Raw genomic sequence first — 26,260 nt, forward strand, 5'->3', positions numbered from 1 at the left:
CTTGCCCTGAGCCGGCGTTGGCCGGTTCAGGTTGAGATCGAAAGTCTGTAGAAAGGCCCCTGTGCGCTCTGGCGTGCAGGGGCCTTTTTTTATTTTTGAGTGCATTCCGGGAAGGATCGACAATGGAATGGGAAGCGGCGGCGCTGGTTCTGTCGGTCCGGCCTTATGGCGAGGGGAGCGCCCTCGTTCATCTCTTCAGCGAAGAGCATGGCGTCTCACACGGCATGGCACGAGGCGGAGCGTCCCGGCGTCAGGCCTCTTTGTGGCAGACCGGGAATCTGGTCATGGCGCGATGGCGAGCGCGGCTGGCCGATCAACTCGGCACATTGACGGCTGAGCCTGTGCAGTGTGTGGCGGGGCGCATTCTGGATGCGCCACTACAGCTTGAGATGGTCAGCAGCGCCTGCGCTCTGGTGGACGGTGCGTTGCCGCAGGGCGAGGCACATCCGGAACTGTTCATGCGGCTGGTCAGGCTTCTGACACTGATCAGCGTAGCCCCCGAGCCTGCCCCCATGGGGGCTTATCTGCGATGGGAAGGGCAATTGCTGGCGGGTCTTGGATACGGGCTGGATCTTTCGTGCTGTGCGGTGACGGGTTCGGCGGATGATCTGGCCTATGTGTCCCCACGTTCTGGCCGGGCTGTCAGTCGCGATGCCGCGGGTGAGTGGCGGGACCGCTTGTTGCCTCTACCGTCGTTGATGAAGGATGAGGCTGAAGAAGGGACACCTGTGGACTGGAAGGATGGCCTTGCACTGACAGGACATTTCCTGTCGCGCTGGGTGTTTGGTGTGCGCCATCAGCCGCTCCCTGCGGCGCGGGAGCGGCTGGTCGAGTATGTGCAGCGGCTTCAGCCGATCCCCGAGACCGAGGCGTCAGCGGATGCGGCTCAGTAAAAAACGTGGCTGGGGCCGGGACGCAGGCCACTGACCACGTCCACATCGGCCGTGCTTTCCCACACGGACCAGTCCCAGCCTGGATGCTGGTTGATTTCGGCTGTCATGCGCTGCTCCTGCAGAAGATCGACCCGGTGGCTCGCCTTGTAGGCAGCATAGGCACGTTTATCGCCCATAAAGACGCAGCCACAGGCAATGGGATCGGCGTAGAGCAGGACTGGCTGTCCGTTCTGCATGCGGTAGGTCAGGGTATTCGGGGGCAGGAGGTTCATCATCGCCCAGCGTGCGGTCGTATCGGCCGGATGAGCCCTGAAGCCGGCCAGCGCGAACGAGGCTTCTGCCTTCTGCACGGGGCGATAGGGTGAGCAGGCAGCAGTGCCAACAAGGAGAGCGCTGGACAGGAGGGCACGCCAGTGTCTAAGTCCTGCACGAAAGAGGGGAGATGCATGGGAACGGATCTGGCTGGTCATATCGAGGATACCAAGCTCGCTGAGGCTCTGAGCGAGCGATATATTGCGTATGCGATGTCGACAATCATGTCGCGATCCCTTCCGGACGTGCGTGATGGCCTGAAGCCGGTCCACCGCCGCCTCCTTTATGCGATGCAGCAGCTACGCCTTGATCCCACATCAGGGTTTAAAAAGTGTGCACGTGTCGTTGGTGATGTGATCGGTAAGTTCCATCCGCATGGCGATGCGTCCGTATATGAGGCGCTGGTGCGTCTGGCGCAGGATTTTGCTGTCCGCTATCCGCTGGTCGAAGGGCAGGGCAATTTCGGCTCGATCGACGGCGATGGCGCGGCGGCCATGCGATATACCGAGAGCCGCCTGACGGAAGTGGCGCAGGCGCTACTGGACGGAATTCAGGACGATGCGGTCGATTTCCGCGCGACTTACGACAATGAAGATCAGGAGCCGATCGTGCTGCCCGGTACGTTCCCGAACCTGCTGGCCAATGGCGCGGCGGGCATTGCCGTGGGGATGGCGACGAGCATCCCTCCGCATAATGCCGCCGAAATCTGCCGGGCCGCGAAACTTCTGATCGAGAAGCCGGATGTGACGATCGCTGAACTGGTGGATCTGATGCCCGGCCCGGATTTCCCGACGGGCGGCATTCTGGTGGAAGAGCGCGACTCCATTGTCCGCTCTTACGAGACAGGTCGTGGCAGCTTCCGCACCCGTGCAAAATGGGACGTCGAACAGGGGCGGTTTGGCACCTGGATGATTATCGTCACCGAGATCCCGTATCAGGTGCAGAAATCGCGTCTGATCGAGCAGATCGCGGACCTGATGGAGCAGCGCAAGCTGCCACTTCTGGGCGATGTGCGGGACGAAAGCACGACTGATATCCGTCTGGTGCTGGAGCCCAAGACCAAAGGTGTCGAACCTGAAGTCCTGATGGAGACGCTGTTCCGCAACACGGCGCTTGAAAACCGTTTCAGCCTGAACATGAATGTTCTGGGCGGAGACCGTGTTCCGGGCGTGCTGTCGCTGAAGCAGGTTCTGCGGGCCTGGCTGGATCATGTGCATGAAGGGCTGGTGCGGCGGTCGAACCATCGTCTGGCGGCGGTCCTGCGACGGCTGGAAATCCTTGAGGGCTTCCTTGCAGTCTATCTGAACCTAGACGAAGTGATCCGCATCATCCGTGAGGAAGACGAGCCGAAGGTCAGCCTCATGGCGACATTCAGCCTGACAGATATTCAGGCCGAAGCCGTTCTGAACATGCGTCTGCGCTCCCTGCGGCGACTTGAGGAAATGGAAATCCGGCGCGAGCGGGATAAACTGGCGGACGAGCAGAAGGGGCTTGAGACCCTTCTGGGCTCGGAGCGTCGGCGCTGGACGCGGATCTGCAAGGATCTGGACGGCACCATCAAGAAGTTCGGCTCTGGTCCGCTTGGGGACCGGCGGACGCTGATTGCCGCGGCACCAGAGCCCGTTGATATTTCAGCAGCGCTGGAAATCGACCGTGAGCCTCTGACAGTTCTGCTGTCCCGCGAGGGATGGATCCGCGCCATGAAGGGCCATGGGCTTGATCCGCAGGGACACCGCTTCAAGGAAGGCGACGAGGCCTGGCTTTCTGTCGAATGTCAGAGCACGGACAGGCTGTGCCTGATCTCCAGCAGCGGTAAGGCCTTTACGATCAAGGCGGCCGATCTGCCGCGCGGGCGTGGCTTCGGGCAGCCGTTCCGGACCGTGGTTGAAGTGCCGCAGGAAGACCGGATCGTAACGTTCTTCCCGGTTTCGGACGAGGGGCGTCGCCTGATTGCCTCTGTGTCCGGACGCGGCATGATCGTCTCTGAAGCGGGGCTCGTGGCGGAAAAGCGGACAGGCAAGCAGGTTTTCAACGTCAAGGACGGTGATGAGGTCTTTGCCTGCATCCCGGTTAGCGGCACGCATGTCCTGACGCTGGGGCAGAACAAGCGCGCACTGATCTTCCCGCTGGAGCAGGTGCCGGAAATGACGCGTGGCGCTGGTGTCGCGTTCCAGAAGCTGGGCGACAGCGCGTTGCGCGATATGCGCACCCTGACGGTGTCCGAAGGGTTGTTGTGGCAGGAGGGCCAGCGGGTCCGGCCAGCCGCAGATCTGACGCCTCTGGAAGGACGTCGGGGGGCCGTGGGTCGTGCCGCGCCGCAGTGGATGCTTCGCAACAAGAGCTGAGAAGCAGCGCTGCCTGTTCAGGCCGGAAGCGTTCCGGCCAACAGGCTCCAGTGACCCTCCCGGAACACTTCCGCCGGCCCAAAGGCGGCCTTGTACGCCATCTTGGGGCTGCCAGGCACGTAATAGCCCAGATACAGGTGCTCCAGCCCCATCCGGGCGGTCTGTTCGATCAGCCACAGGATCGAAACCGTGCCCCATGAGGCCGTCAGGTCGTTGACGTCATAGAATGTGTAAACGGCTGACAGACCATCCGAGAGACGGTCAATGAGGCTGACGCAGACGAGCGTGCCATCGGAACGACGGAACTCGGCCAGAAAGGTCTCGACCGGCGTATTGGCGATCAGCTCGGCATAATCGCGCCAGCACATATGGGCCATGTCACCATCGGGATGGCGGACGGCCTGATACATTTCAAACAGGCGGAACTGTTCGTCCGTAGGGACCGGGGGCACCATGTTCACCATGAGGTCCGCATGGCGGCTGCGGACTTTCTTCTGCGTCCGCGTGGGCGCGAAGGTCACAGCCGGGATGCGCATAGGCGTACAGGCGCGGCAGCCGACGCAGACGGGCGCATAGGCGATGGCGTGGCTGCGGCGGAACCCCGCCTGCGACAGGCGGTTGTGCAGGGCCATGGCGTCGGGACCTGCGAGTTCAGTCAGGACCTTGCGCTCGGTACGGTCGGGCAGGTAGGGGCACGGGGCCGGAGCCGTCGTGTAGAAGAGCTGTGGGCGATGCTGCATGGGATGCTCTCCTTTTTCGAAAGACGGGGCCGGAAGATGATCCTATCGTAAGGACGGGTGCTGGCGCATCCTCCATCTTTGCGAAAGGATGACGGAAGAAGATCCGGGGGCTGATGTGCTGTTTGCAGCATAGGATGTCCGCCGCAGGGAGATTTATGACGCACTGGACCGTTTTCCACATTGTCATGCAGATTCTGCGCTGGACGCTGCCCCTGCTCGTCACGGTTCATGCACTGGTGCACAAGCGCGATACGGCGTCCTGCACGGGCTGGATCGGCATCTGCTGGATTGCGCCCGTTCTGGGGACGGTGCTGTATCTGATGTTCGGGATCAACCGTGTCCGGCGCCGGGCGCAGAAAATGGTCAACCGGCATCTGTGGGAAGGGCGCGATCCACTGGCGCAGTACCGTCAGACCGTGGATGGCGATCTGGCGCCGCTTTCAAAGATGCTGGGCCGTCTGACGGAACGGCCCCTGATGCGGGGCAATTCGATCACCTGCCTGCATGACGGGGACAATGCCTATCCGGCCATGCTGGAGGCAATCGGGCAGGCGAAGACGTCGATCATCCTGTGCTCCTACATTTTTCGTGCTGATGAGGTCGGGCAGCGTTTTGCCGAGGCCTTGGTGGCGGCCAAGCGGCGCGGGGTCGAGGTCCGGGTTCTGGTGGACGGGATCGGGAGCGGATATTTCCGCTGCGGGATTGAGCGCCGGCTGCGGCGTGAGGGCGTGGCCTGCGCACGCTTTATGCATTCGGTCTGGCCCTGGCGCATGCCGTTCATCAATCTGCGAAATCACCGCAAGATCCTCGTGGTGGATGGCACCATCGGCTTCATGGGCGGCCTGAACATCGGCGAGGAGAACATGCTCCGGCTTCGGACGAAGCTGCCGGTGGCGGACACGCATTTCCGCCTTCAGGGGCCGATCGTGCATCAGCTTGCCGTGGCGTTCGCCTGGGACTGGTCGTTCACGACGGGCGAGGAACTCGAAGGCGAACGTTATCTACCCGAGCCGTCGCCGGTAGGTGATGTGCCGATGCGGATCGTCACGTCCGGGCCGGATACGGATCTGGAAAAGATCGAATACGGGATGTTGCAGGCCTTCGCGCTGGCCCGGAGCCATATCTGGGTCATGACGCCATACTTCCTGCCGGATGACCGCTTCTCGACGGAGCTTATTCTCGCGGCATTACGTGGCGTGGTTATCGATATCGTCGTACCCAGAAGCAGCAATCACGCGCTGATCGACCATGCGCGCGATGCCAATCTTCGGCCGTTTCTGGATGCAGGCTGCCGGGTATGGATGGCTGATCCGCCATTCAATCATTCCAAGCTGATGGTTGTGGATGATGAATGGAGCTTCGTGGGAAGTGCCAATATCGACATGCGCTCCCTGCGGCTGAATTTCGAGATCAATCTGGAAATCTATGATACCGGCGTGGCGAAAGAGCTGTCCATATTCATGGAAACTCATCGTCGCAACCGGCTGACCCATCATGATCTGGACAGAAAACCGTTCCTGATCCGAATGCGCAATGCGGCAATCAGGCTTTTGCTGCCCTATCTGTGAGGGTGTTACGCGGCCAGCCGAAGCGTGACGCAGATGGGACGATGATCGGAGCCAAAGCGCGGCAGGGCACGCGCTTCCATGCGGGACAGACCACGCACGAGGCAGCGATCCAGCCTCAGCGGGACATGGTTCAGCATCCGGTGCGTTTTTTCCTGTGGCCCGACATCCAGAAAGCCCGGAAGCAGGACAGGCCCGACCAGATTGAAATCACCCATGATGACGGCGCGATGCCGCATGTTGGTGCTGATGCTGCGAAGTTGCCTGCGGTTTAGAATCTGGCCGTGAGACAGATGCACGTTGGCGAGCGAGAAACTCCCAAAATCAATAAGCTGGGCCGTGCGTTTGACCAGCAGACCGCGCGGCAGGCGGCAGAATGAGGGAGGCCGGGTAAACGGCAGACGGCTCCAGCAGGCCGTGCCATGCGGACGGCCGGGAAGCGGGATGCGATCGTAATAGCCACCGAGGATTTCGGGCAGTTCGTCCACGGCCTCCTGTGCCTCCTGCATGACGACGATGTCCGGATTTTCCGCGCGAATGACGGTTAGCACGTCTTCGAGTGACGCGCCTTCCCATCGGTAAAGGTTCCAGCTCAGGATCTTGAAAGAGGCTCCGGACTGAAGGGACGTCATCATTTCGGAGGCTCCGGCAGGTAGAGGGGGTTACGTTCGCGGTGATGGGGACCGGCGGCGAATTCGCTGGTCAGGGTATAGCCGACAGCCAGCAGGACAGGGCCGAGGAAAATGCCGACGCCACCGAACGTCACGATGCCGCCAAGAACACCGAGCACGGTCAGCAGATAGGGAAGCTGCGCGCCACGGGCGATGAACGCCGGGCGGATGATATGATCAGCGCCCGAGATGACGAGGATGCCATAGATGGCAAGAAACAGCCCGTGGCCGAAATGGTGGGTCATACCCAGCCAGATGGCGGCGGGCACCCACACCAGAGGCGCACCGATAGGAAAGACCGCGACGAACGCCGTAATGCCCGCCAACAGAACCGGCGACGGAACACCCGCCAGCATGAGGCCGATCCCGGTAAGGACGCCCTGGATCAGGGCTGTGCCGAGGATGCCGTAAACCGTGCCGCGGACTGTGCGGCCGATGATGTTGATGAGGCGGGGCGTGGTGTGGGGGCCGGCGATGCGGTCGATCAGGGCGGTGATGGTGTTGCCGAGCGGATCGCCGTTGAGCCACAGGAAGAACGCGACGAACAGCGCCATGACGAGTTCGGCGAGGCCGCCTGCCAGGCGTAGAAGGACCGTCAGCGTCAGATGAGCGATCTGTCCGGCATAGGGGCGCAGCACTTCGGTCGCGAAGGCGCCGATGTCATGGCTGAAATGGTGCCAGGCTTCCACGAGGTGGGGACCCGCCATTGGGATACGACTCACCCATGCGGGTGGCGGATTGGCGCTGGTGACATGCAGGATCAAAGCGTCGATCTGTGAGATCGTGGCAGGAATGTCGCTGATCCCGGCGCTGGTCAGAACAGCAAGAGGGACGACGATGAAAAGCGCGCTCAGAGCCATCATGGCAAGCGCGGCCAGTACGGGGCGAACATGCCTGCGCATCCGGCGATAGATCGGCCATGTGGTGAAAGCGAGGATCGCGGCCCACAGGATGGCCGATAGGAACGGCCACAGGATGATCCCGCACCCATAGGCAATCCCAGCCAGGATGAGGCCAAGGAGAATCCGCTCGGTCGTCATGCGGCGCCACCCTCCTGACTGGAGCCGGACGGATGCCCGGGCTGGCATGACTCTGTGGGCTGCGTGTTCATTGACTGACACATTGGCACGCTCTGGCGCCGGACGCATCCCTCGACCTATGGTGAGGACATGACGATCTCGCCACTTGTTGATGCCGCGACCCTGATCCCCGAGGTCGGGCGCTTCGTTCCCCTTGATGCCAGCGTGCTTTTGCCGGGGCAGAAGGGCGATCCCGATGCCGCATTCGCTGAACGCCATCTGCCTGACGCCCAGCGATTCGATATCGATGTTTTTGCCGATCCGGATAGTCCGCTCCCGCATACGGTGCCGGGTGCCGCGCGGTTCGCACACCTTATGAGTGCTCTTGGCGTGAGCGAGGAAATGCCGGTCGTGTTCTATGACGGCCGCGGGAGTGTAGGCGCCTGCCGCGGATGGTGGCTTGCACGACTATTCGGGCACCGGAATGCGCGGATTCTGGATGGCGGGCTTGAGGCTTGGGTGAAAGCGGGTGGTCCGGTTGAAAGCGGTCCGGCACCTGCAATCGAACCGGCAGTTTTCCGTCCCCGTCCGCGTTATGGGCTTCTGGCGGGATCGGAAGATGTGCGTCAGGCGCTGAAACGGACCGATGCGCTGGTGCTGGATGCAAGAAGTGCGGGCCGTTTTGCCGCAACTGTGCCTGAGCCCCGTCCGGGTGTGCGTGGCGGTCACATGCCAGGCGCGCAGAGCATGGACTGGACGCGCCTCGTGGACGGAAATGGCTGCTTTCTGCCTGCCGTCGAGCAGAAACGGATTCTTGCAGCCGCAGAAGGACGTTCCGTTATTGCGAGCTGCGGTTCGGGTCTGACAGCCGCAACGATCGTAGTGGCTCTGGCCATCGCGCGATATGGCGACGCAGCTTTGTATGATGGATCCTGGGCAGAATGGGGCAGCGACCCCGACGCACCAGTCGTAACGGGAGAAGCAGGAGCATGAGCGATCTGGAAAAGCGGGTGAGTGCGGGTTGGAGCCGGATGGGTTCCATGCTGGTGCGGGAAGGGCGTTCGCACGATCTCCCCGAAACCGGAGAATTCGTGAACCCGCCCGTCAGCCGTGGCTCGACTGTCCTCTTTCCTACGTTGGAAGCCATGAACAGGACGGACGGCCGCAGCCACGGGCATAAGGTCGTGTATGGAGCCATGGGATCGCCGATCCAGCACCAGCTTGAGGAAATGCTCAGCCTGATCGAAGGCGGGACGCATACGCAGGTCGTCAATTCGGGTCTGGCAGCGTGTACGATGCCGCTGCTGGCGTTTCTTGGCTCCGGTGACCACCTGCTGCTTCCAGACTCGGTTTACGGCCCCACGCGCCGGTTTGCTGGCACGATGCTTCAGCGGCTTGGCGTGTTGACGACGTATTACCCGCCCATGGCATCGCGCGCCGAGATCGCGGCCCTTGTGCGCCCCGAAACGAAGATCCTGTTCGCCGAAAGCCCGGGCAGTCATACGTTCGAAGTACAGGACGTGCCCATGCTGGCTGAAGTGGCGCATGAAGCTGGTGCGTTGCTGATGCTGGACAACACCTGGGGGATCGGTGTGTTCCAGCCTTTCGTCCATGGCGTGGACGTGTCGATTCAGGCCCTGACGAAATATCCCGCCGGGCATTCGGACGTCATCATGGGATCAATCACGGTCAATAACGAAGCGCACTGGAAGACGCTGCGCGATGCCGCGATCCAGCTTGGCCAGTGTGCGGGCCCGGATGACTGCTGGCTGACATTGCGCGGCCTGCGGACTATGGGCGTGCGGCTGGCGCATCAGTCGCGCTCGGCTCTGGAAATCGCGCAGTGGCTCAAAACGCGCCCAGAAGTCGCACGGGTGCTGCACCCGGCGCTTGAAGACTGTCCGGGGCATGAGTTCTGGAAGCGCGACTTTACCGGAGCCTGCGGTCTGTTCGGGGTAGAGCTTCAGCCCGAAATCTCCGTTGAATCTGCCGAGCGCATGATTGACGGACTGAGCCTGTTCGGGATCGGCGCGTCCTGGGGCGGCTATGAAAGTCTTGTCCTGCCGACGACAGGGCATGTCCGGCGCGTGACGGGCGAGGGTGGCCCGACATCCGCGACCTTCCGCCTGCATATCGGGCTGGAAGATGTTGAGGATCTGAAGACCGATCTGGCGCGCGGACTGGACGGTCTTCAGTTCTGACCGCCTAGCGGCGGCGGAAGGTCAGGGCTTCGGCGACATGATGGCGCTGGATGCTCTGCGTTCCTTCCAGATCGGCAATGGTGCGCGACACGCGGATCAGGCGCGTGATCCCGCGATTGGACAGGCGCAGTTTTTCAGCCGCCTGTTCAGCGATGGACCGGGCGTCGTCATCCATGTCGAGATCGTCCGGGGAGGCCTGCGAATTGGGAACGCCCTGACGGACAATCTGGCGCCTGCGGGCAATTTCCACACGGGCACGAACCGTTGCGCTGGTCTCACCTTTCGGGGCGCGGCTGATTTCGATCGGGGAGAGCGGATCGATCTGGACGCACAGGTCGATGCGGTCGAGCATCGGGCCGGAAATCTTGGCCGTATAGTCTTCCCCACACCGCGGGGCCTTGCGGCAGCTTCGCTCCAGATCGCCAAGATAGCCGCAGCGGCACGGGTTCATGGCCGCAATGAATTGAAAGCGCGCGGGATAGGTCGTGTGATGGGCCGCCCGGGCAATGGAAATACTGCCGGTTTCAATCGGCTGGCGCAGAGACTCCAGACAGGATCGTGAAAATTCCGGCAGTTCGTCGAGGAACAGGACACCATTATTGGCAAGACTGACTTCGCCGGGCCGGGCTTTCGCGCCACCACCCACAATAGCGGGAAGACTCGCACTGTGATGCGGTGCCCGATACGGCGGACGCACGACCAGCCTGCCGTTTTGCAGAATGCCTGACACGCTGTGGATACGGCTTGTTTCAAGCGCTTCTTCGCGTGTCAGATCGGGAAGAATACCGGGCAAACGGCTGGCCAACATGGATTTTCCGGCACCGGGCGGCCCGCTCATCAACATCGAATGAGCCCCGGCCGCAGCAATTGCCAGAGCGCGACGTCCGATCGCCATGCCTTTGACATCCGCGAGATCAGGGCCGTATTCGATAAAATGTTCGGTCGGGAGCGGAGTTGGGGACAGGACCTGCTGTCCCTGAAAATGGGACACAAGAGCGGCGAGCGTCGGTGCGCCGAGAACGTCCGTACTGCCATTGCCCCAGCGTGCTTCGAGAGCCTGTGCGGCCGGACAGATCAGTCCGAGTTTATCTGCAACTGCACCAATAGCAGCTGAAAGAACGCCAGCTACGGGGTTGATGCGTCCGTCCAGTGACAGTTCGCCGACGGCGGCATAAGCCGAGACTGCCTCGAAAGACAGGATCCCCATGGCGCAGAGCAGGCCAAGCGCGATGGGAAGGTCAAAATGCGCCCCTTCCTTGAGAAGATCGGCCGGTACGAGATTAACGAGAATGCGTTTGGGCGGAAGCGCCAGCCCCATAGCTGTCAGCGCGGCACGGACACGCTCACGGGATTCGCCAACGGATTTGTCCGCCAGCCCCACCACGAGAAACGCCGGAAGTCCGCTGGAGACCTGAACCTCGACCGTCACTGGGACGGCTTCAATGCCAGAGAAGGCAAAGCTCTGGATGCGGGCGAGGGCAGGTGTATGCGGGCTGGGACTCGTCATAAGACAAATCCTAGCCCGGAATTATTTACCGATGGTTAACAGAAAGCGCTTCAGGAGCGCTGATACAGCAGGCGGGCACGCAGCGTACCGTCGAGAGCCTTGAGGCCATCCAGCAGTACCGTGTCCATGTCCGGACCTTCCGACTCGGCTTCGACGACGACATACCCGACTTCACCATCCGTCTGGAGATACTGGGCCGTCACATTGCAGTTCTGTGCGGCGAACAGATCGTTGATCTGACGCATGATGCCGGGACGGTTGGCGTGGACATGCATGAAGCGCGTGCCACGCGGGCGCTCGGGAAGCTGGACGCTGGGAAAATTGACCGAACCGATCGTGGACCCCACGTCGGAATAATCCACCAGCTTGCGTGCGACTTCGACACCAATGCGCTCCTGCGCCTCCATGGTGGAACCGCCGATATGTGGCGTCAGGATGACGTTTTCGAGGCCCTGAAGAGGGGATTTGAATTCTTCGCCAGCCTTCTTGGGCTCGACGGGGAACACATCCACGCCCGCACCCATCAGATGACCGTCCTTGAGGGCGGCAGCGAGAGCTTCGAGATCCACGACATTGCCGCGCGCGTTGTTCAGCAGGATGGAATTGGACTTCATGGCCCGGATTTCCGCCTCGCCGATCAGCAGATCGGTTTCCGGCGTCTGCGGCACGTGCAGGCTGACAATGTCAGACTGGGCAAGCAGATCGTTCAGGGTTGAGACGGCAATGGCGTTGCCATGCGGCAGGCGTGGCATCACGTCGAAATACAGGACACGCATGCCGAATGCTTCGGCCAGAACCGAAAGCTGCGAGCCGATGGAGCCGTAACCAACGATGCCGAGCGTCTTGCCCCGGACTTCCCACGCATTGGTGGCGGATTTGTCCCAGCCGCCCTTGTGGCAGGCTTCCGAACGCGACGGGATGCGGCGCAGCAGCATGACAACCTCGCCCATGACCAGCTCGGCCACGGACCGCGTATTGCTGAATGGCGCGTTGAAGACGGGGATGCCGAGCATGCGGGCTGCGTTCAGATCGACCTGATTCGTGCCGATGCAGAAGCAGCCAATGGCCATAAGGCGGTCTGCAGCTTCAAGAACCTCACGGGTGAGCTGCGTCCGGCTGCGGATGCCAACCATGTGCACGCCCTGCAGGGCCTCTTTCAGCGCATCGCCTTCAAGGGCGCCCTTGACGCGCGTTACTTCGGCATAGCCTTGGTCGGCGAAATGGGAGGCGGCGCTTTCGTGAATGCCTTCCAGAAGAAGAATGCGGATCTTGTTCTTGGGGAGAGAGAACTGCGTTTCCATAAATCCGTCCCGGTCATGAACCGGAAGGCTCCGGTTTCAATTCAAACTGGTTCACCAGATCTGGCCGTGACCAGACCGGCCCCGGCTTATGTCTGCCGCCACGTCCGCCGGGGCCCCCTCCCTAGCCGATCAGCGGGTTTCAGGAAAGATGGCGCACGAGTTCGGGAAGCAGGGTTGCATCTCCGCAGGCCAGGACGGTGCCATCGCTTTCGAGCGTCAGCGGCTGTCCCTGCCAGTCTGCGATGCGGCCTCCTGCACCTTCCACAACCGGAACGAGCGCGCCCCAGTCCCAGGGTTTCATGGTGCATTCCGCAATGACGTCGATCTGGCCGAGGGCAAGGAGGCCGTAGGCATAGCAGTCTCCGCCCCAGGACGTGCGCCGGGTGTGCTTCTGCAGATTGGCAAAACGCGGTGCATGATCGGCGGTCATAATTTCGGGTGCCGTGCAGGAAAGTTCGGCTTCGGCGGCTTTCGGGCAGGAACGGGTGCCAATGACGCCGGGCAGACGGTCGGACAGGAAACGCGTGGGCTGGCCTGAAACGCCAATCCAGCGCTCTCCGGTCACGGGCTGGTCGATCAGTCCGAGGACGGGACGGCCTTTATGAAAAAGCGCAATAAGCGTGCCGAACGTGGGACGGCCGGTCAGGAAAGCACGGGTGCCGTCAATGGGATCGAGAACCCAGAGCCAGTCGCTGCTGGCGCCACTCATGCCGTTTTCTTCGCCAAGAATGGCGTGTTCCGGCAGGCGCTTTGCGAGAATGTCACGCATGGCCTGTTCTGCCTGTCGGTCCGCAATGGTGACGGGGCTGTCATCGGATTTGGCATCGGCACAAAGGGACGTCCGGAAATGGGGAAGGACGGTCTCGCGAGCGATGTCCGCGCAGGCTGTTGCGGCGTCGATAGCAGTCTGCAGAACCGTTTCAGTCATGATTTTCGTCTATTCCCGTCCCAGGAGCATGGCATAAGATTGACGCCCGTGGTGGCGGGCGGCATCAGAGGGGCCATGCATCCGATCATCGTCATTCCCTCCAGACTTGCTTCGACCCGCCTGCCGCGCAAGCCCCTCGCTGATATTGGGGGCGTTCCCATGATTGTCCGGGTCGTCCACCAGGCTCTCGCAGCGCAGGTTGGACCGGTAGTCGTGGCAGCGGGAGACGAAGAGATCCTTGAGGCCGTCCAGGGCATTCCCGGCGTCCGGGGCGTTCTGACCGACTCGGAGCTGGCGAGCGGGTCTGACCGCGTACACGCAGCGCTGGCGGAAGTGGATCCCGACGGCATCCATGATGTGGTCATCAACCTTCAGGGCGATCTGCCCCTGATCGCACCCTCCAGCCTGTCGGCTGTTCTCAAGCCGCTGGAAGACCCGGCGATCGATATCGGAACACTGGCCGCTCCGGTCACGAGCGATGCTGAACGTGGTGCTCCGCAGGTCGTAAAGATCGCGTGCGCCTTTGACGACGCAGACGTGACGCGGGCACTGTATTTTTCCCGGTTGCCCATTCCATGGGGTGAGGGGCCGCATTGGCATCATGTGGGCGTGTACGCCTGGCGCCGGACGGCACTGGAGCGTTTCGTAGCGCTCGCGCCCTCCGCACTGGAGCGTCGGGAGAGCCTTGAACAGCTTCGTGCCCTACAGGCCGGGATGGCAATCGGGTGTGCAAGGATTGACCATGCCCCTCAGGGCGTGGATACGCCTGCTGATCTTGAGCATGTGAGAGGATTGGTCTGATGCCCGTCATTGCATTTCAGGGCCGTCCGGGCGCCTATTCCGATCTGGCCTGCCGGCAGGCGCGTCCAGGCTGGACGACGCGGCCGTGCCCAACCTTCGCGGATGCGATTGATGCCGTGCATGATGGTCGGGCCGATGAAGCGCTGCTGGCCTGTGAAAATACGCTCGCCGGGCGCGTTCCCGATATCCATTCCCTGCTGCCTGATGCCGGACTTCACATCGTCGGAGAATATTTCCAGCGCGTGGAGCACTGCCTTCTGGGTGTGCCAGGCGCGAAAATCGGGGATATCCGCCGGATTCACACGCATCCTGTAGCGCTGGGTCAGGTTCGCAAGCTGATCAGCGAACTCGGGGTGGAGCCAGTGGTGCAGTTCGATACAGCAGGTGCCGCCGAAATGGTGGCGCAGTGGGGACGCAAGGAGGACGCAGCAATTGCCTCTTCTCTTGCAGCCGAACTGAACGGGCTGACAGTGCTGCGGAGCAATGTCGAAGATGCTTCGCACAATACGACGCGCTTTTACCGTGTCTCCAGCAGGCCTTGCATTCCCTCGCCAGAGCGCACAGATGTGCTGACAACTCTGCTGATGCGGGTCGGGAACTGTCCAGGCGCTCTGTACGCGGCATTGGGTGGATTTTCCCGGCATGGTATCAACATGACGCGGATCGAAAGTTACATGCTGGACGGCTCGTTTGCGGCAACGCAGTTTCTGATGGACGTTGAAGGACATCCGGAACAGGCGGCCCTGGCGGCCGCGCTCGCGGAACTGGAGCAGGTCAGCGACGATCTCAGGATTCTGGGTGTTTACCCAAACAGCCTCTCGCGCCGCGCAGCGTGACGGCAGGACAGGCAAGTCCATGACAGAAGGCGGAACAATGGCTGACACGAGCATGTATCAGGGGTCGCTGACGGCTCTGGTCACTCCGATGCACACGGACGGACGGATCGATTTCGATATTTCGACGAAATTGATCGAGCGCCAGATTGACGCGGGTACGACAGCGCTGATCCCGGCCGGAACCACGGGCGAAAGTCCGACCTTGTCGCATGAAGAGCATGGCCGTGTTGTCGCACACTGCGTCGAGACAGCAAATGGCCGTGTGCGTGTCATGGCGGGAGCTGGCTCCAACAGCACGTCCGAGGCCGTCATTATGGCGAAGCATGCCCATTCTGTTGGAGCGGACAGTCTTCTGGTTGTTGTGCCCTATTACAACAAGCCGTCGCAGGAAGGGCTTTACCGTCACTTCATGACGATTGCCGATGCAACGCCTCTGCCAATTTTCCTGTATTGCATTCCGGGCCGTTCCGTCGTGGACATCTCGGTAGAGACCATGGCGCGTTTGGGCGAGCATCCCAACATCGTTGGTACCAAAGACGCTACCGCAAATATGGCCCGTCCGATTGCAGTACGTCGTGCTGTGGACAAGCCGTTCAACCAGCTTTCCGGCGATGACAATAGCGTTCTGTCATTCCTGGCGGCGGGTGGCGATGGCTGTATTGGTGTGACCTCCAATGTCGTGCCCCATCTGTGCGCAGATATGCATCTGGCCTGGCAGGAAGGGCGCATTGAGGATGCAATCGCCATTCAGGATCATCTGACCCCTCTGCATGACGCGATGTTCATGGAGAGTAATCCGGGACCGGTGAAGTATGCCCTGTCACGACTGGGTCTGTGCAACGCTACGCTACGTCTGCCTCTGGCAGAGCCGCAGGAAGCAACGCGTCTGGCTGTTGATGATGCTTTGCGTGCGCTTGAACTTCTGGATTGATCGCAGGTATGGCCGGAAAAAAAACCAAGAGCGGCATGATTTCTCATGGCATGGCCGCCCAGAACCGCAAGGGTCGGTTTGACTATACTATCCTTGAGACGACCGAAGCCGGGATTGTCCTGAAAGGGCCTGAAGTTAAAAGCCTTCGCCTCGGCCGGGCAACGATTACGGAGGCTTATGCGGCCGAACGTGATGGCGAAATCTGGCTCTTTAACTCGTACATTCCGGAATACCAGGGAGGCGTTCTTTCCCGTTTCGAGCCGCGTGCGCCGCGCAAGCTGCTGATGCATCGCAAACAGATTGTTCATTTCCTCGGTGCCGTCAGCCGTGCGGGCGCGAGTCTGGTACCGCTTGATATTCACTTCAATGATCGCGGAATGGCGAAAGTAACGCTTGGTCTGGGGCAGGGCCGACGCAAGGAAGACAAGCGTCATGCCATCGCTGAGCGGGACTGGAAGCGGGATAAGGCCAGATTGGTAAGAAACAGCGGCAAGGAATTCTGAGCCGAGCCTTCTCGTCAGACAAACCTGAAAGGTCAGATATTTCCGGCCTTTTTTGTTGCCTGTCTCTCAGGCAATACGCATTAAAAAAGCCGCTGCAGCATAAGCTGGCAGCGGCTTTTTTCACTCAGACCGAAGTCCGAGTCGTTCAGTCACCACTGATTTCAGCGGCTTCCGGACCCTTCTGGCCTTGAACAACCTTGACGTTGATCGTCTGACCTTCGTCAAGCGTCGGCAGGCCGGAGCGCTCGAGAGCGGAAGCGTGGACAAAGATGTCCTTGCCACCGGATTCCGGCGTGATGAAGCCGAAGCCCTTCGTGGCGTTATACCACTTGACAGTGCCGCGCATGTCTTCAGCGCGGGACAGGTCCGGAGCCGGACGGCCCGGGCGAGCTGCGCCACCGAAGCGGGGCTGATCGCCGAAAGCTGCGCGGGGGCGGGGTGCTTCTGCCGTGCTCTCGTCAACGGAGAGGACTTCAGCAACCTGACGGCCCTTCGGACCCTGGCCGATGCGAACCACAACGGTCGCGCCCGGGTTCACGGCGCTGACACCAGCGTTCGTGAGAGCGTTGGCGTGCAGGAAGATATCGCCCGAGCCATCGGACAGTTCAACGAAACCGAAACCCTTTTCGGTGTTGAACCACTTCACGCGGGAGCTGATTTCTGGGCCTGAAGCTGCGACGAAGCTGTTGCTGCGACGAGGGGCGCCGTAGCCACCGCCACCGCCGCCATTTCCACCACCAAAGCCACCACGGTCGCCATAGGACGGCTGGGACGAGTATGTGTCGTCAAACCCGCCGCGGCGAGGTGAGTTGAAGCTGCTGCGGTCGGTTCTGTTGTTTCTCAACGGTCTAATCCCGAGACTGGGGTGCCATGGTAGGGCTGACCCTGCCGTGACGTAATTTCAAAAATTTGGAAAAAAACGATGCTGCTTCTTTCCTGCGGCAATCTCTAGCACGCTTTTTTCCTTCTCTGCCACAAGGAATATGGGGCTGAAACATAACTCGCGCTAATTTTAAGATTGGGAACAGTCTTCTCGACACTTTGATTCCGGTCGTGGAAATGACATACACACGTTCTCCAGTACTTGATGGTCCCGGATCCCGCGCGTAACAGAGGTGCCCATGCGAAGCCGACTGACTTTTTCCATTGGAGCCACTGCCGTGCTGGCACTGTCTTCTTCTGCCATGGCTACTCCTTTGCAGGATCCGTACGGAACTTGGACTGTCCAGGGCGAAAACGATGCCATTTCGACCCTGAAAGGGACTTCGGACCAGTATTATACGTCTGGTCTGCGTATCAACTGGACTTCAGGCACCGATAATCTGCCGCGTCCAATTGCGAAGCTGAACCGTATCCTGATGGGGGATGGCGTCCAGCGTATCAGCATCGGATTGCAGCAGATCATTGATACGCCGCGTGACACGCAGGCTGACAATCCGCTGCCGGGCGACCGGCCTTATGCGGGACTGCTGCTGGGAACGGTCAATCTCATCAACGATACCGACCTTTCCCGGACCGTAATGGGAATCCAGTTCGGCATGCTTGGCCCAGCAGGACTCGGGCGGCAGGTTCAGAACGGCTTCCACAAGGCCATCAGCGATACGCCGAGCACGGGCTGGGGACATCAGCTTGCGAATCAGCCGATTTTCCAGGTTCAGGCTGGTCGGATCTGGCGTCTGCCGGTCCTGAATGTCTATGGCATTCATGCTGACGTGCTGCCGGCGATCTCGGGCGCCGCAGGTGATTATCGAACCTATGCGGATGTGGCGACGACGTTCCGTATCGGGCAGGGGCTGGATAGTGATTTCGGCAACTCGACGATCGGACCGGGGCTGGATGGCACGGACGCCTTCCGTGCGACTCGTCCTTTCGCCTGGTATTTCTATGGCGGTGTCGAAGGACAGGCCGTGGGGTATGACGTGACGCTTCAGGGCAGCACCGTCCGTCCCAATGCACCTCATGTCGACAAGGTCTGGGATGTGGGCGAGATCCATGCCGGTGTCGCGGTGATGTGGCATGGCGTGCGTCTGTCTTACAGCCAGAACTGGCAGACAGCGCAGTTCCAGACACAGAAAGCCGGTCTGTTCAACTACGGCTCGCTCAAGCTCTCCGTCAAATTCTGATTTTTTGCCAATCGCGCTTTCAGAAAGGCCGCTTCCGAAATGGAAGCGGCTTTTTTTATGCTTGGGCGAGGTGTGGAACGTGACTGTCGCGAACTGGAGCACCCAGCAGGTAGCCCTGCACTTCCTCACAGCCATTGGCGTCCAGCAGGGCCATCTGATGTTCGGTTTCGACACCCTTTGCGCAGCAGGTAATATTCAGCGAACGGGCGAGTGAGAGAATGGCGTGCATGATCTCGTCGGCACGCATGTCCTCGCCCAGATATTGCACAAAGGCCCGGTCAAGCTTGATCTGGTCCAGTGGATAGATACGCAGTCGTTCAAGTGAAGAATAACCTGCGCCGAAATCATCTATGGCCAGACGGACGCCAAGCGCACGGACGCGAGAGAGCTCACGAAATGCGATGTCGGAGGGGCCAAAGGGACGGCATTCAGACAGCTCGATCTGTAGTCGTCCAGGCGCAAGGCCTGTTTCGCCCAAGACCCTATCAACGAGTCCCGAGAGCCGCTCGTTAACCAGCCAGGCAGGAGACACATTCACGCAGACCCTCAGTGGAGTCTGCCATCGCAACGCAGCCATACAGGCGCTGCGCAGGCTCCAGCTATCAAGAGCCTCGATCATGCCAACTTCTTCGGCATACCGGATGAACAGGTTGGGAGCGACCTCACCGTGGCCCGGCCGGGTCCAGCGAAGCAGAGCTTCATGCCCTACAATTTTCTGGCTGACGGTATCAACGATGGGCATCCATTTCAGAAAGAGCGCGTCATCCTCAACAGCCTTAAGAAGGTCCTGTTCCAGATTGGCAGTGAGGGCGTAGTTATTGGTGAGCTCGGCATTGGCGCGGCGTTCATGTCCGCCACCCGTCCGATTGGCCTCGGTCAATGCTGCACGCGCAGCAAGAATCAGCTGGTTTGCATCGTTTGCATCCTGCGGATAGACGCTCCAGCCTGCGGAAATTGAAAACGGAACGGCACCCATATCCAGGGAAACAGGCGTACTGGAAATCTGTAAGATCGCGTTGACCAACGAGCGCGTCGTAACAGCCGTTGTTCCTGGCGGGGTCAGAACCATGAAATGACCGCCCCCAATCGAGCTCAGGAAGCAGCCCTCTGGCAGAACCGATCTAAGGCGCCGGATCATCTCGGCGAGGATCAGGTCGGCCGTATCCCAGCCATAGCGGTCGTTGATCAGCGAAAGGTGATCAAGATTGAGATGGATCAGACTGAAAACGGCACGCCGTGAGAGCGTTCCGGTTTTTTCGATGAACTGATGCAGGACACGGAGACTTTCCTCACGGTCCGGCAGGGCGGATCTTCCAAGGGCTCTTGCAGCTTCGTTCTTGAGCTGTCTCGCAACATCCTCCATGGCATCTGTGGCGCTGGGAGAAAAGCTTTTGCCAGATTGGCACAGGGCAACCAGAAACCAGCCCGCTTTACCGCCCAGAGGAGTAGCTGAAACAGGAAGCCCGAAGAGTGACCAGCCTTCAAGTGAGGGGCACGAGAAAAGCGCTTCGTCAGTGCGCTCACGTTCCGCAGCAAGAATAATCTTCCCTGAAGCAGTCTTATGCAATACCGACGGAAGAGAACCTGCGGACTGTAGAATATTTATGATACCGCTGGTGGAGATCTCCAGCAACGCGACAGCGACCGCACCTGTTGCGGGTAGAAGAAGGCGAAAGAGCAGAGAGCGGCTATCCGAAGAAATGCCAGAGTATTCGCACGTAGTCTCTTTCTGAGCGTCTCTGGCAGGACTGCTCATCACTCGTATACTCCCTGAAATTCAGTTGACTTCACTAACAACCAAGAACGGGCATTATATCCCCCCGAACTTTTCTGTCTAACCGGAAATCAGAAGCCTGTCGGGATCATTCCGGTCAAATATTTCCAGAAGAATTCTGAGCGCTGTCCCGCGAGGGCCGTGCAGATGTGGATTGCGGGCGATTTCACGTTCACTGTCCTGTTGCATGGCCGTCAGAAGCAGGCTGAGGCGTGCCCCTTGGGCCAGACGGAAACCGGGTAGGCCGGACTGCCGGTCGCCTGCGATGTCGCCACCGCCACGGATCCTGTAATCCTCGTCAGCGATCAGGAAGCCGTCATTCGTGTCGCGTAGAAGGCTCAGACGCCGGACGGCTGTCGGCGTGGCGGCCCTGTCATGAAGCAGCAGGCAGAAGGATTTTTTTGAGCCACGCCCAACTCGTCCGCGAAGCTGATGGAGTTGGGCGAGACCGAACCGTTCGGCATGCTCGATCACCATGACGGAGGCGGCGGGAATATCCACGCCAACCTCAATAACGGTCGTGGCGACGAGGAGACGTGTTTTTCCCAGACGGAACGTGTCTAGTGCGTCCTGACGGACGGTGATGTCCTGTTTGCCGTGGGCGAGGCCCACGAGTCCCTCGAAACGCTGCTCCAGTGAGGCCCAGCGCTCTTCTGCGGCAGCCGCGGCCTGCGTCTCGCTGTTCTCGATAAGAGGGCAGACCCAGAAGACCTGCACGCCATCCCGCAGGGCACGGGTGATGCCTGCAAGAACACTGTCGAACGACTCCATACTATGCAGGGTCGTGCGGATCGGCTGGCGGCCGGGAGGCTTGGCATCCAGACGGCTGACACTCATTTCGCCCCATTCCATGAGCTGGAGCGTGCGGGGGATAGGCGTGGCGGTCATGACAAGGATGTCTGTCGCTTCGCCCTTGGCACTCAGATTCATACGCTGGCGGACGCCGAATCGGTGCTGTTCGTCAATGACGGCCAGGCCAAGGTCGTGGAAGGTCACACCATCCTGAAACAGGGCATGGGTTCCGACGACGATTTTCGCAGTTCCATCCGCAATCGCCGCGAGGGTCTTACGTCGTGCTGCGCCCTTGATGGTGCCGCTCAGATAAACGCATTCCGCCGGGCAAAGGCGGGAGAGCGTTTCGAAATGCTGGCGCGCCAGAATCTCGGTGGGGGCCATCAGCGCGGCCTGCGCGCCGGACTCGACGGTCTGGAGCATGGCGTTCATCGCCACAAAGGTCTTGCCTGCGCCGACATCACCCTGAAGCAGCCGCATCATGGGTGTCGGGGCCGAGAGGTCGGCGGCGATTTCGGCAATGGCCATGGTCTGAGCGTGGGTCGGTTTATGCCCGAAGCGCCGGAGCATTTCGGCCTGAAGCTCGCCATTGCCGGGAAAGCTGCGTCCATGCCGCTCGCGGGCCTTGAGGCGCGCAAGTCCGAAACAGAGCTGGTCGGCCAAAAGCTCGTCTGCGGCGAGGCGGGACAGGGCGCGGTTGCGGACCGGCTCCCAGGCGATTTCGGGCGGGATGATCTCGGGGGACTGCATCAGGCGCAGGGCCTGGGTGAAAGACGGCCATTTCCGCTGGCTGACGAGGGTCGGGTCCAGCCATTCCGGCACGTCGGGCAGAAGGGCCAGAGCAGCACGCATGGCCTTGCGGACCGTATAGGGGAACAGGCCTGCGGTCAGCGGCCAGACGGGTTCGAGCGAGGGGAAGCTGTCGCGTTTGGCCCAGCTTACGACATGATCGGGCTGCGGCATCGTCAGCTCGCCTTGAAAGCTGCCGGTCTTGCCGGAGACGAGAAGCTCGGCCCCCACGGTTGGGCTTGGCATATTGCGCGTCTGGAAAAAGACCAGATCGAGCTTCCCGGTCTCGTCTTCGGTGCGGATGATGGAGGGCTGTCCGGGGCGGCTGGCCGTGCGCAGGGTCAGCACCCGCACATGGGCCGTCAGGATTTCGCCGGGAGCGAGATTGTGTCCGTCGGCAACTGTGCGCAGAATACGCCGGTCAACGACCCGCTCGGGCAGGGTGAACAGCAGATCCAGCACGCGTCGGCCAGCCGCAATTTTCTCCAGCAGGCTGGCATGTCGCGGGCCGATGCCGGGCAGGCTCGTCAGCGGTGCAAAAAGCGGTGCGAGACGGTCATCCCGGCTTGCTTCAGGACGCTGTTCTGGTTCGGAAGGATGCGGGAGAGACGGCGGGACGTGTTCGGACGGCATCGTGACAACGGGCGCTTCCCGTGCTCCTCGGGCTGACAGGCGATGGAACGGCAGGTATAGGGCATTAGCAGGATGGAACAAAACGAAACCATGAGCCGTGAAATGTCCACAACGTCTTTCGGCAGGTCCTTCGGGCCGACCGTCTGGGGCGTGCCTGATGGCAGTGTGGCCTTTCTTCTCCGCCAGCGCCTTGCCGAGCATGACGGACCACTGCTGCATATTGCGCGCGATGACGCCGCCGTGGCCGCGCTGGCCGACATGCTGGCTTGGCTCGTGCCGGAAGTCGAAGTTCTGCGCCTGCCAGCCTGGGACTGTCTGCCCTATGACCGCGTTTCGCCCAATCCGGTTCTGATCGCCGAACGGGCCGGGACGCTGTGCCGTTTGCTGGAGCCCACAAAGGCGCGGCGCATCGTTCTGACGACCGTGCACAGCCTGATCCAGCGCGTGCCTCCGCGCTCGGCGTTCCGCGGACAGTCCATCAGCGTCAAGACGGGCGAAAGCCTCGATCAGGCCATGCTGATCGAACTGCTGGTCGCCAATGGTTACACCCGGACCGATACGGTCATGGAAGCGGGCGAGTTCGCGACGCGGGGCGGGATTTTCGATCTGTTCCCGGCTGGCGAAAGCGACCCGATCCGGCTGGATCTTTTCGGAGACGAAGTTGAGAACATCCGTGCGTTCGATGTTGGAACGCAGCGCTCCACCGAAACGCTAAAACGCTTCGAACTGCGCCCGGTGTCCGAATTCTCGCTGGGCCCCGACAGCATCAGCCGCTTCCGGACCGGCTGGCGCGATTCGTTCGGCCCGGCTGCGACGTCCGACACGATTTACGAAAACGTCTCGGACGGGCGCCGTTATCCGGGGCTGGAGCATTACCTGCCGCTGTTCCATGACGGTGACGGCCATCAGATGGAAACGCTGCTGGATTACCTGCCGGGTGGTGCGGTCAGTTTCGATCATCATGCGCCGGAAATTCTCAAAGCCCGGCTGGACATGATCGCCGATCATTATCAGGCCCGTCGCGTCCCAACGCGCGAAGGCGAGATCCCGTACCGTCCCCTGCCGCCGCACCGGCTGTATCTGGATGCTCATGGCTGGGAATCGATGCTGGCGGATGTGCCGTCCGTTATCCTCAATGCGTTCGCCATGCCGGACACAGCGCAGGGCGTGGATGCGGGATATCGCCCGGGTCCGCTGTTTGCGCGGGCAAAGGATGGAACGCGGGCAGGGATGTTCGAGGCCTTCGGCCAGCAGGTGAAAACCTGGGCCGAAGCCGGGCGCCGGACCTACGTTACGGCCTGGAGCCGTGGCTCACGGGAGCGGATTTCGCATCTGCTGGCGGAACATGGCGTTACGGTCACGTCTTATGACGACTGGCCGGATGCCGCGGGGATGCCCAAGGGTACGACCGGTCTTCTGACGCTGGGGCTGGAGCGCGGGTTCGTCTCGGATCGTCTGTGCTTCGTCTCCGAACAGGATCTGCTGGGCGAGCGGATTTCCCGTCCCCCCCGTCGTCGCAAGCGCGGCGAGCAGTTCATCTCGCAGGTTGGCGAAATTACAGAAGGCGATCTGGTCGTTCATTCCGATTACGGAATCGGGCGGTATGTGGGGCTGGAAACGGTCGTCGAAGGCCGGGTCGCGCATGACTATCTGTCGATCCTGTATGACGGAGAGCAGCGGCTCCTCCTGCCGGTCGAGAATATCGAACTTCTGAGCCGTTTTGGCTCCGAGCAGGCCGGGGTTCAGCTCGACAAGCTGAGCGGCACGGCGTGGCAGGCCCGCAAGGCCAAGATGAAGTCCCGCATCCGCGTCATGGCGGGAGAACTGATCAAGACGGCCGCGGCCCGTGCCATGAAGGACGCACCCACGCTCGCACCGGCCGAAGGACTTTGGGACGAATTCTGCGCCCGCTTCCCGTTCGTGGAGACGGAAGATCAGTCCCGCGCGATTGCGGACGTGCTCGAAGACATGAGCGCCGGGCGTCCGATGGATCGGCTGGTCTGTGGCGATGTGGGTTTTGGTAAGACGGAAGTGGCGTTGCGGGCAGCCTTCGTGGCAGCACTTTCGGGGATGCAGGTCGCGGTCGTGGTGCCGACGACGCTGCTGGCCCGGCAGCATTTCCGCAGCTTCACAGCGCGGTTCGAAGGCTTTCCCGTCAATATCGCGCAGCTTTCGCGCCTTGTAACGCCCAAGGAGGCCACGAAGGTCCGCGAAGGGATGGCGGATGGCACGGTCGATATCGTTGTCGGCACCCACGCGCTGCTGGCCAAAACCGTCGCGTTCGAGCGGCTAGGCCTGCTGATCATCGATGAGGAGCAGCATTTCGGCGTTTCTCACAAGGAACGCCTCAAAGCGCTGCGTGAGGACGTGCATGTTCTCACGCTCTCTGCCACGCCGCTTCCGAGAACGCTTCAGCTTTCGCTATCCGGCGTGCGCGAAATGAGCCTGATCGCAACGCCGCCGACGGACCGTCTGGCAGTGCGAACCTTCATCACGCCGTTCGACAGCGTGATGATCCGCGAGGCGATTCAGCGTGAACGATTCCGCGGCGGTCAGGTCTTCTGTGTCGTGCCGCGTTTGGCGGATATGGACCGAATGGCCGAGCGTCTGGCGGAAATAGTCCCGGACGCCAAGACCGTTCAGGCGCATGGCCGTCTGACGCCTACGGAACTCGAACGCGTCATGACGGAGTTCGCGGACGGGAAATACGACATCCTGCTCTCCACCAATATCGTGGAAAGCGGGCTGGATATGCCGAGCGTGAACACGATCATTATCCACCGCGCAGATATGTTCGGCCTAGGGCAGCTCTATCAGCTTCGCGGACGTGTCGGCCGTGGCAAACAGCGTGGCTATGCCTATCTGACCTGGCCGCAGACGCGGCCGCTTTCTGCATCGTCGGAAAAGCGGCTGGAGGTCATGCAAACGCTCGATTCGCTGGGAGCCGGATTCACCTTGGCGTCTCACGATCTGGATCTGCGTGGAGCGGGTAACCTGCTGGGTGACGAGCAGTCCGGGCATATCAAGGAAGTCGGGATCGAGCTGTATCAGCAGATGCTGGAAGACGCCGTGATCGACATGCGCCGCGAACGCGGCAAGCGTCAGGACGACGAGGACAGTTGGACCCCCACCATCATTCTGGGCCTGCCGGTCCTGATTCCCGAAACCTATGTCCCGGATCTGCCGGTGCGTCTGGGGCTGTACCGGCGGATTGCGTCACTGACGAACGAGGCCGAAGTCGAGGCCATGCGGGCGGAACTCGTGGACCGTTTCGGCTTGCTACCGCCGGAAGTCGGCAATCTGCTCGAAGTGGTTCTGATCAAGCGTCTGTGCCGTGAGGCGGGTGTGGAGCGTCTGGAGACCGGGCCGAAGGGCATGGTGATCCAGTTCCGTCGTAACCGTTTCGGCAATCCGGCCGCACTGATTGACTGGGTCACGCGCAAGAAGGAATCGGGCGTAAAAATCCGTCCCGATCAGAAGCTTGCGGTCATCCGCGAAATGACGAACGCGACCCGCATTGGCTATGCCAAGAAGGTCACGACGCTCCTGTGCAAGATGCTCCGCAAGCTTGAGAAAGAAGATTCAGGGGACTGATT

The 26,260-nt window shown here is 61.0% G+C and carries 21 protein-coding genes; 11 read left to right on the plus strand and 10 right to left on the minus strand.

Annotation, left to right across the window (positions count from 1 at the left end):
* Positions 1 to 122: 122 nt before the first annotated feature.
* Positions 123 to 893 carry a DNA repair protein RecO gene (gene recO, locus JK202_RS02450; protein WP_211557708.1) on the plus strand — a complete coding sequence of 257 codons (771 nt, stop codon included), beginning with the start codon at positions 123 to 125 and terminating at the stop codon, positions 891 to 893.
* Here recO and JK202_RS02455 read toward each other — a convergent pair.
* On the minus strand, positions 887 to 1,363 hold the full coding sequence (locus JK202_RS02455; protein WP_211557715.1) for a hypothetical protein: 477 nt from the start codon (positions 1,361 to 1,363) through the stop codon (positions 887 to 889). The two genes, recO and JK202_RS02455, sit on opposite strands and share 7 nt — an antisense overlap.
* Between JK202_RS02455 and parC the strand changes: the two genes are divergently transcribed.
* Complete coding sequence (parC, locus tag JK202_RS02460; RefSeq protein ID WP_211557716.1) at positions 1,340 to 3,550, plus strand: DNA topoisomerase IV subunit A; 2,211 nt, start codon at positions 1,340 to 1,342, stop codon at positions 3,548 to 3,550. The genes JK202_RS02455 and parC overlap by 24 nt on opposite strands.
* Before the next feature lie 17 nt (positions 3,551 to 3,567).
* Here parC and JK202_RS02465 read toward each other — a convergent pair whose 3' ends face one another.
* A complete protein-coding gene (locus JK202_RS02465) occupies positions 3,568 to 4,290 on the minus strand; it encodes an arginyltransferase (protein ID WP_211557717.1) in 723 nt (240 codons plus the stop codon).
* A 155-nt stretch (positions 4,291 to 4,445) separates the two neighbouring features.
* On the opposite strand from JK202_RS02465, the gene cls reads away from it, so the two are divergent.
* The gene (cls, locus tag JK202_RS02470) at positions 4,446 to 5,858 is read left to right on the plus strand and encodes a cardiolipin synthase (RefSeq protein WP_211557720.1); all 1,413 of its coding nucleotides are present in this window, start codon (positions 4,446 to 4,448) and stop codon (positions 5,856 to 5,858) included.
* A 5-nt stretch (positions 5,859 to 5,863) separates the two neighbouring features.
* Here the strand turns inward: cls and JK202_RS02475 are convergent, their stop codons facing one another.
* Positions 5,864 to 6,490: an endonuclease/exonuclease/phosphatase family protein gene (locus JK202_RS02475; RefSeq protein WP_211557730.1), complete on the minus strand. Its 627-nt coding sequence runs from the start codon at positions 6,488 to 6,490 to the stop codon at positions 5,864 to 5,866.
* The gene (locus JK202_RS02480; protein ID WP_211557732.1) at positions 6,487 to 7,566 is read right to left on the minus strand and encodes an AI-2E family transporter; all 1,080 of its coding nucleotides are present in this window, start codon (positions 7,564 to 7,566) and stop codon (positions 6,487 to 6,489) included. The genes JK202_RS02475 and JK202_RS02480 overlap by 4 nt, the downstream gene beginning before the upstream one ends.
* Before the next feature lie 129 nt (positions 7,567 to 7,695).
* Between JK202_RS02480 and JK202_RS02485 the strand changes: the two genes are divergently transcribed.
* Positions 7,696 to 8,538: a sulfurtransferase gene (locus JK202_RS02485; RefSeq protein WP_211557733.1), complete on the plus strand. Its 843-nt coding sequence runs from the start codon at positions 7,696 to 7,698 to the stop codon at positions 8,536 to 8,538.
* On the plus strand, positions 8,535 to 9,746 hold the full coding sequence (metC, locus tag JK202_RS02490) for a cystathionine beta-lyase (RefSeq protein WP_211557742.1): 1,212 nt from the start codon (positions 8,535 to 8,537) through the stop codon (positions 9,744 to 9,746). The genes JK202_RS02485 and metC overlap by 4 nt, the downstream gene beginning before the upstream one ends.
* A gap of 4 nt (positions 9,747 to 9,750) precedes the next feature.
* Here the strand turns inward: metC and JK202_RS02495 are convergent, their stop codons facing one another.
* The 3 genes from JK202_RS02495 to JK202_RS02505 form a co-directional block, all read right to left on the minus strand.
* Positions 9,751 to 11,253 (minus strand): YifB family Mg chelatase-like AAA ATPase, encoded by a 1,503-nt coding sequence (locus JK202_RS02495; protein ID WP_211557744.1) that lies wholly within the window; start codon positions 11,251 to 11,253, stop codon positions 9,751 to 9,753.
* A gap of 50 nt (positions 11,254 to 11,303) precedes the next feature.
* A complete protein-coding gene (gene serA, locus JK202_RS02500; protein ID WP_211557746.1) occupies positions 11,304 to 12,554 on the minus strand; it encodes a phosphoglycerate dehydrogenase in 1,251 nt (416 codons plus the stop codon).
* Between the two features lie 139 nt (positions 12,555 to 12,693).
* Positions 12,694 to 13,482, minus strand: coding sequence for an inositol monophosphatase family protein (locus JK202_RS02505; protein WP_211557748.1), 789 nt, complete (start codon positions 13,480 to 13,482; stop codon positions 12,694 to 12,696).
* Between the two features lie 75 nt (positions 13,483 to 13,557).
* Between JK202_RS02505 and JK202_RS02510 the strand changes: the two genes are divergently transcribed.
* Genes JK202_RS02510 through smpB form a run of 4 tightly spaced genes read left to right on the plus strand, consistent with a single transcriptional unit; the run spans position 13,558 to position 16,553 of the window.
* On the plus strand, positions 13,558 to 14,283 hold the full coding sequence (locus JK202_RS02510; RefSeq protein WP_211558678.1) for a 3-deoxy-manno-octulosonate cytidylyltransferase: 726 nt from the start codon (positions 13,558 to 13,560) through the stop codon (positions 14,281 to 14,283).
* On the plus strand, positions 14,283 to 15,119 hold the full coding sequence (locus tag JK202_RS02515; protein WP_211557750.1) for a prephenate dehydratase: 837 nt from the start codon (positions 14,283 to 14,285) through the stop codon (positions 15,117 to 15,119). The genes JK202_RS02510 and JK202_RS02515 overlap by 1 nt, the downstream gene beginning before the upstream one ends.
* 19 nt (positions 15,120 to 15,138) lie before the next feature.
* Positions 15,139 to 16,050 (plus strand): 4-hydroxy-tetrahydrodipicolinate synthase, encoded by a 912-nt coding sequence (dapA, locus tag JK202_RS02520; RefSeq protein ID WP_249199560.1) that lies wholly within the window; start codon positions 15,139 to 15,141, stop codon positions 16,048 to 16,050.
* Positions 16,051 to 16,058: 8 nt separating this feature from the next.
* The gene (smpB, locus tag JK202_RS02525; protein ID WP_211557752.1) at positions 16,059 to 16,553 is read left to right on the plus strand and encodes an SsrA-binding protein SmpB; all 495 of its coding nucleotides are present in this window, start codon (positions 16,059 to 16,061) and stop codon (positions 16,551 to 16,553) included.
* Between the two features lie 145 nt (positions 16,554 to 16,698).
* On the opposite strand, the gene JK202_RS16375 is transcribed toward smpB, so the two are convergent.
* Positions 16,699 to 17,397: a cold-shock protein gene (locus JK202_RS16375; RefSeq protein ID WP_211557754.1), complete on the minus strand. Its 699-nt coding sequence runs from the start codon at positions 17,395 to 17,397 to the stop codon at positions 16,699 to 16,701.
* A gap of 277 nt (positions 17,398 to 17,674) precedes the next feature.
* Here JK202_RS16375 and JK202_RS02535 point away from each other — a divergent pair, with 277 nt between their 5' ends.
* Positions 17,675 to 18,676 carry a lipid A deacylase LpxR family protein gene (locus tag JK202_RS02535; protein WP_211557755.1) on the plus strand — a complete coding sequence of 334 codons (1,002 nt, stop codon included), beginning with the start codon at positions 17,675 to 17,677 and terminating at the stop codon, positions 18,674 to 18,676.
* A gap of 55 nt (positions 18,677 to 18,731) precedes the next feature.
* On the opposite strand, the gene JK202_RS02540 is transcribed toward JK202_RS02535, so the two are convergent.
* Both JK202_RS02540 and recG read right to left on the minus strand, forming a co-directional pair.
* Positions 18,732 to 20,432, minus strand: coding sequence for a bifunctional diguanylate cyclase/phosphodiesterase (locus JK202_RS02540; protein ID WP_211557756.1), 1,701 nt, complete (start codon positions 20,430 to 20,432; stop codon positions 18,732 to 18,734).
* Between the two features lie 78 nt (positions 20,433 to 20,510).
* Complete coding sequence (gene recG / locus JK202_RS02545; RefSeq protein ID WP_211557760.1) at positions 20,511 to 22,664, minus strand: ATP-dependent DNA helicase RecG; 2,154 nt, start codon at positions 22,662 to 22,664, stop codon at positions 20,511 to 20,513.
* Between the two features lie 72 nt (positions 22,665 to 22,736).
* On the opposite strand from recG, the gene mfd reads away from it, so the two are divergent.
* Positions 22,737 to 26,258, plus strand: a complete 3,522-nt coding sequence (mfd, locus tag JK202_RS02550) for a transcription-repair coupling factor (protein ID WP_211557761.1) — start codon at positions 22,737 to 22,739, stop codon at positions 26,256 to 26,258.
* The last annotated feature ends 2 nt before the right edge of the window (positions 26,259 to 26,260 follow it).

Source organism: Gluconobacter sp. Dm-62 (genome assembly GCF_018256155.1).
In the GTDB taxonomy this organism is placed as follows: Bacteria; Pseudomonadota; Alphaproteobacteria; order Acetobacterales; family Acetobacteraceae; genus Gluconobacter.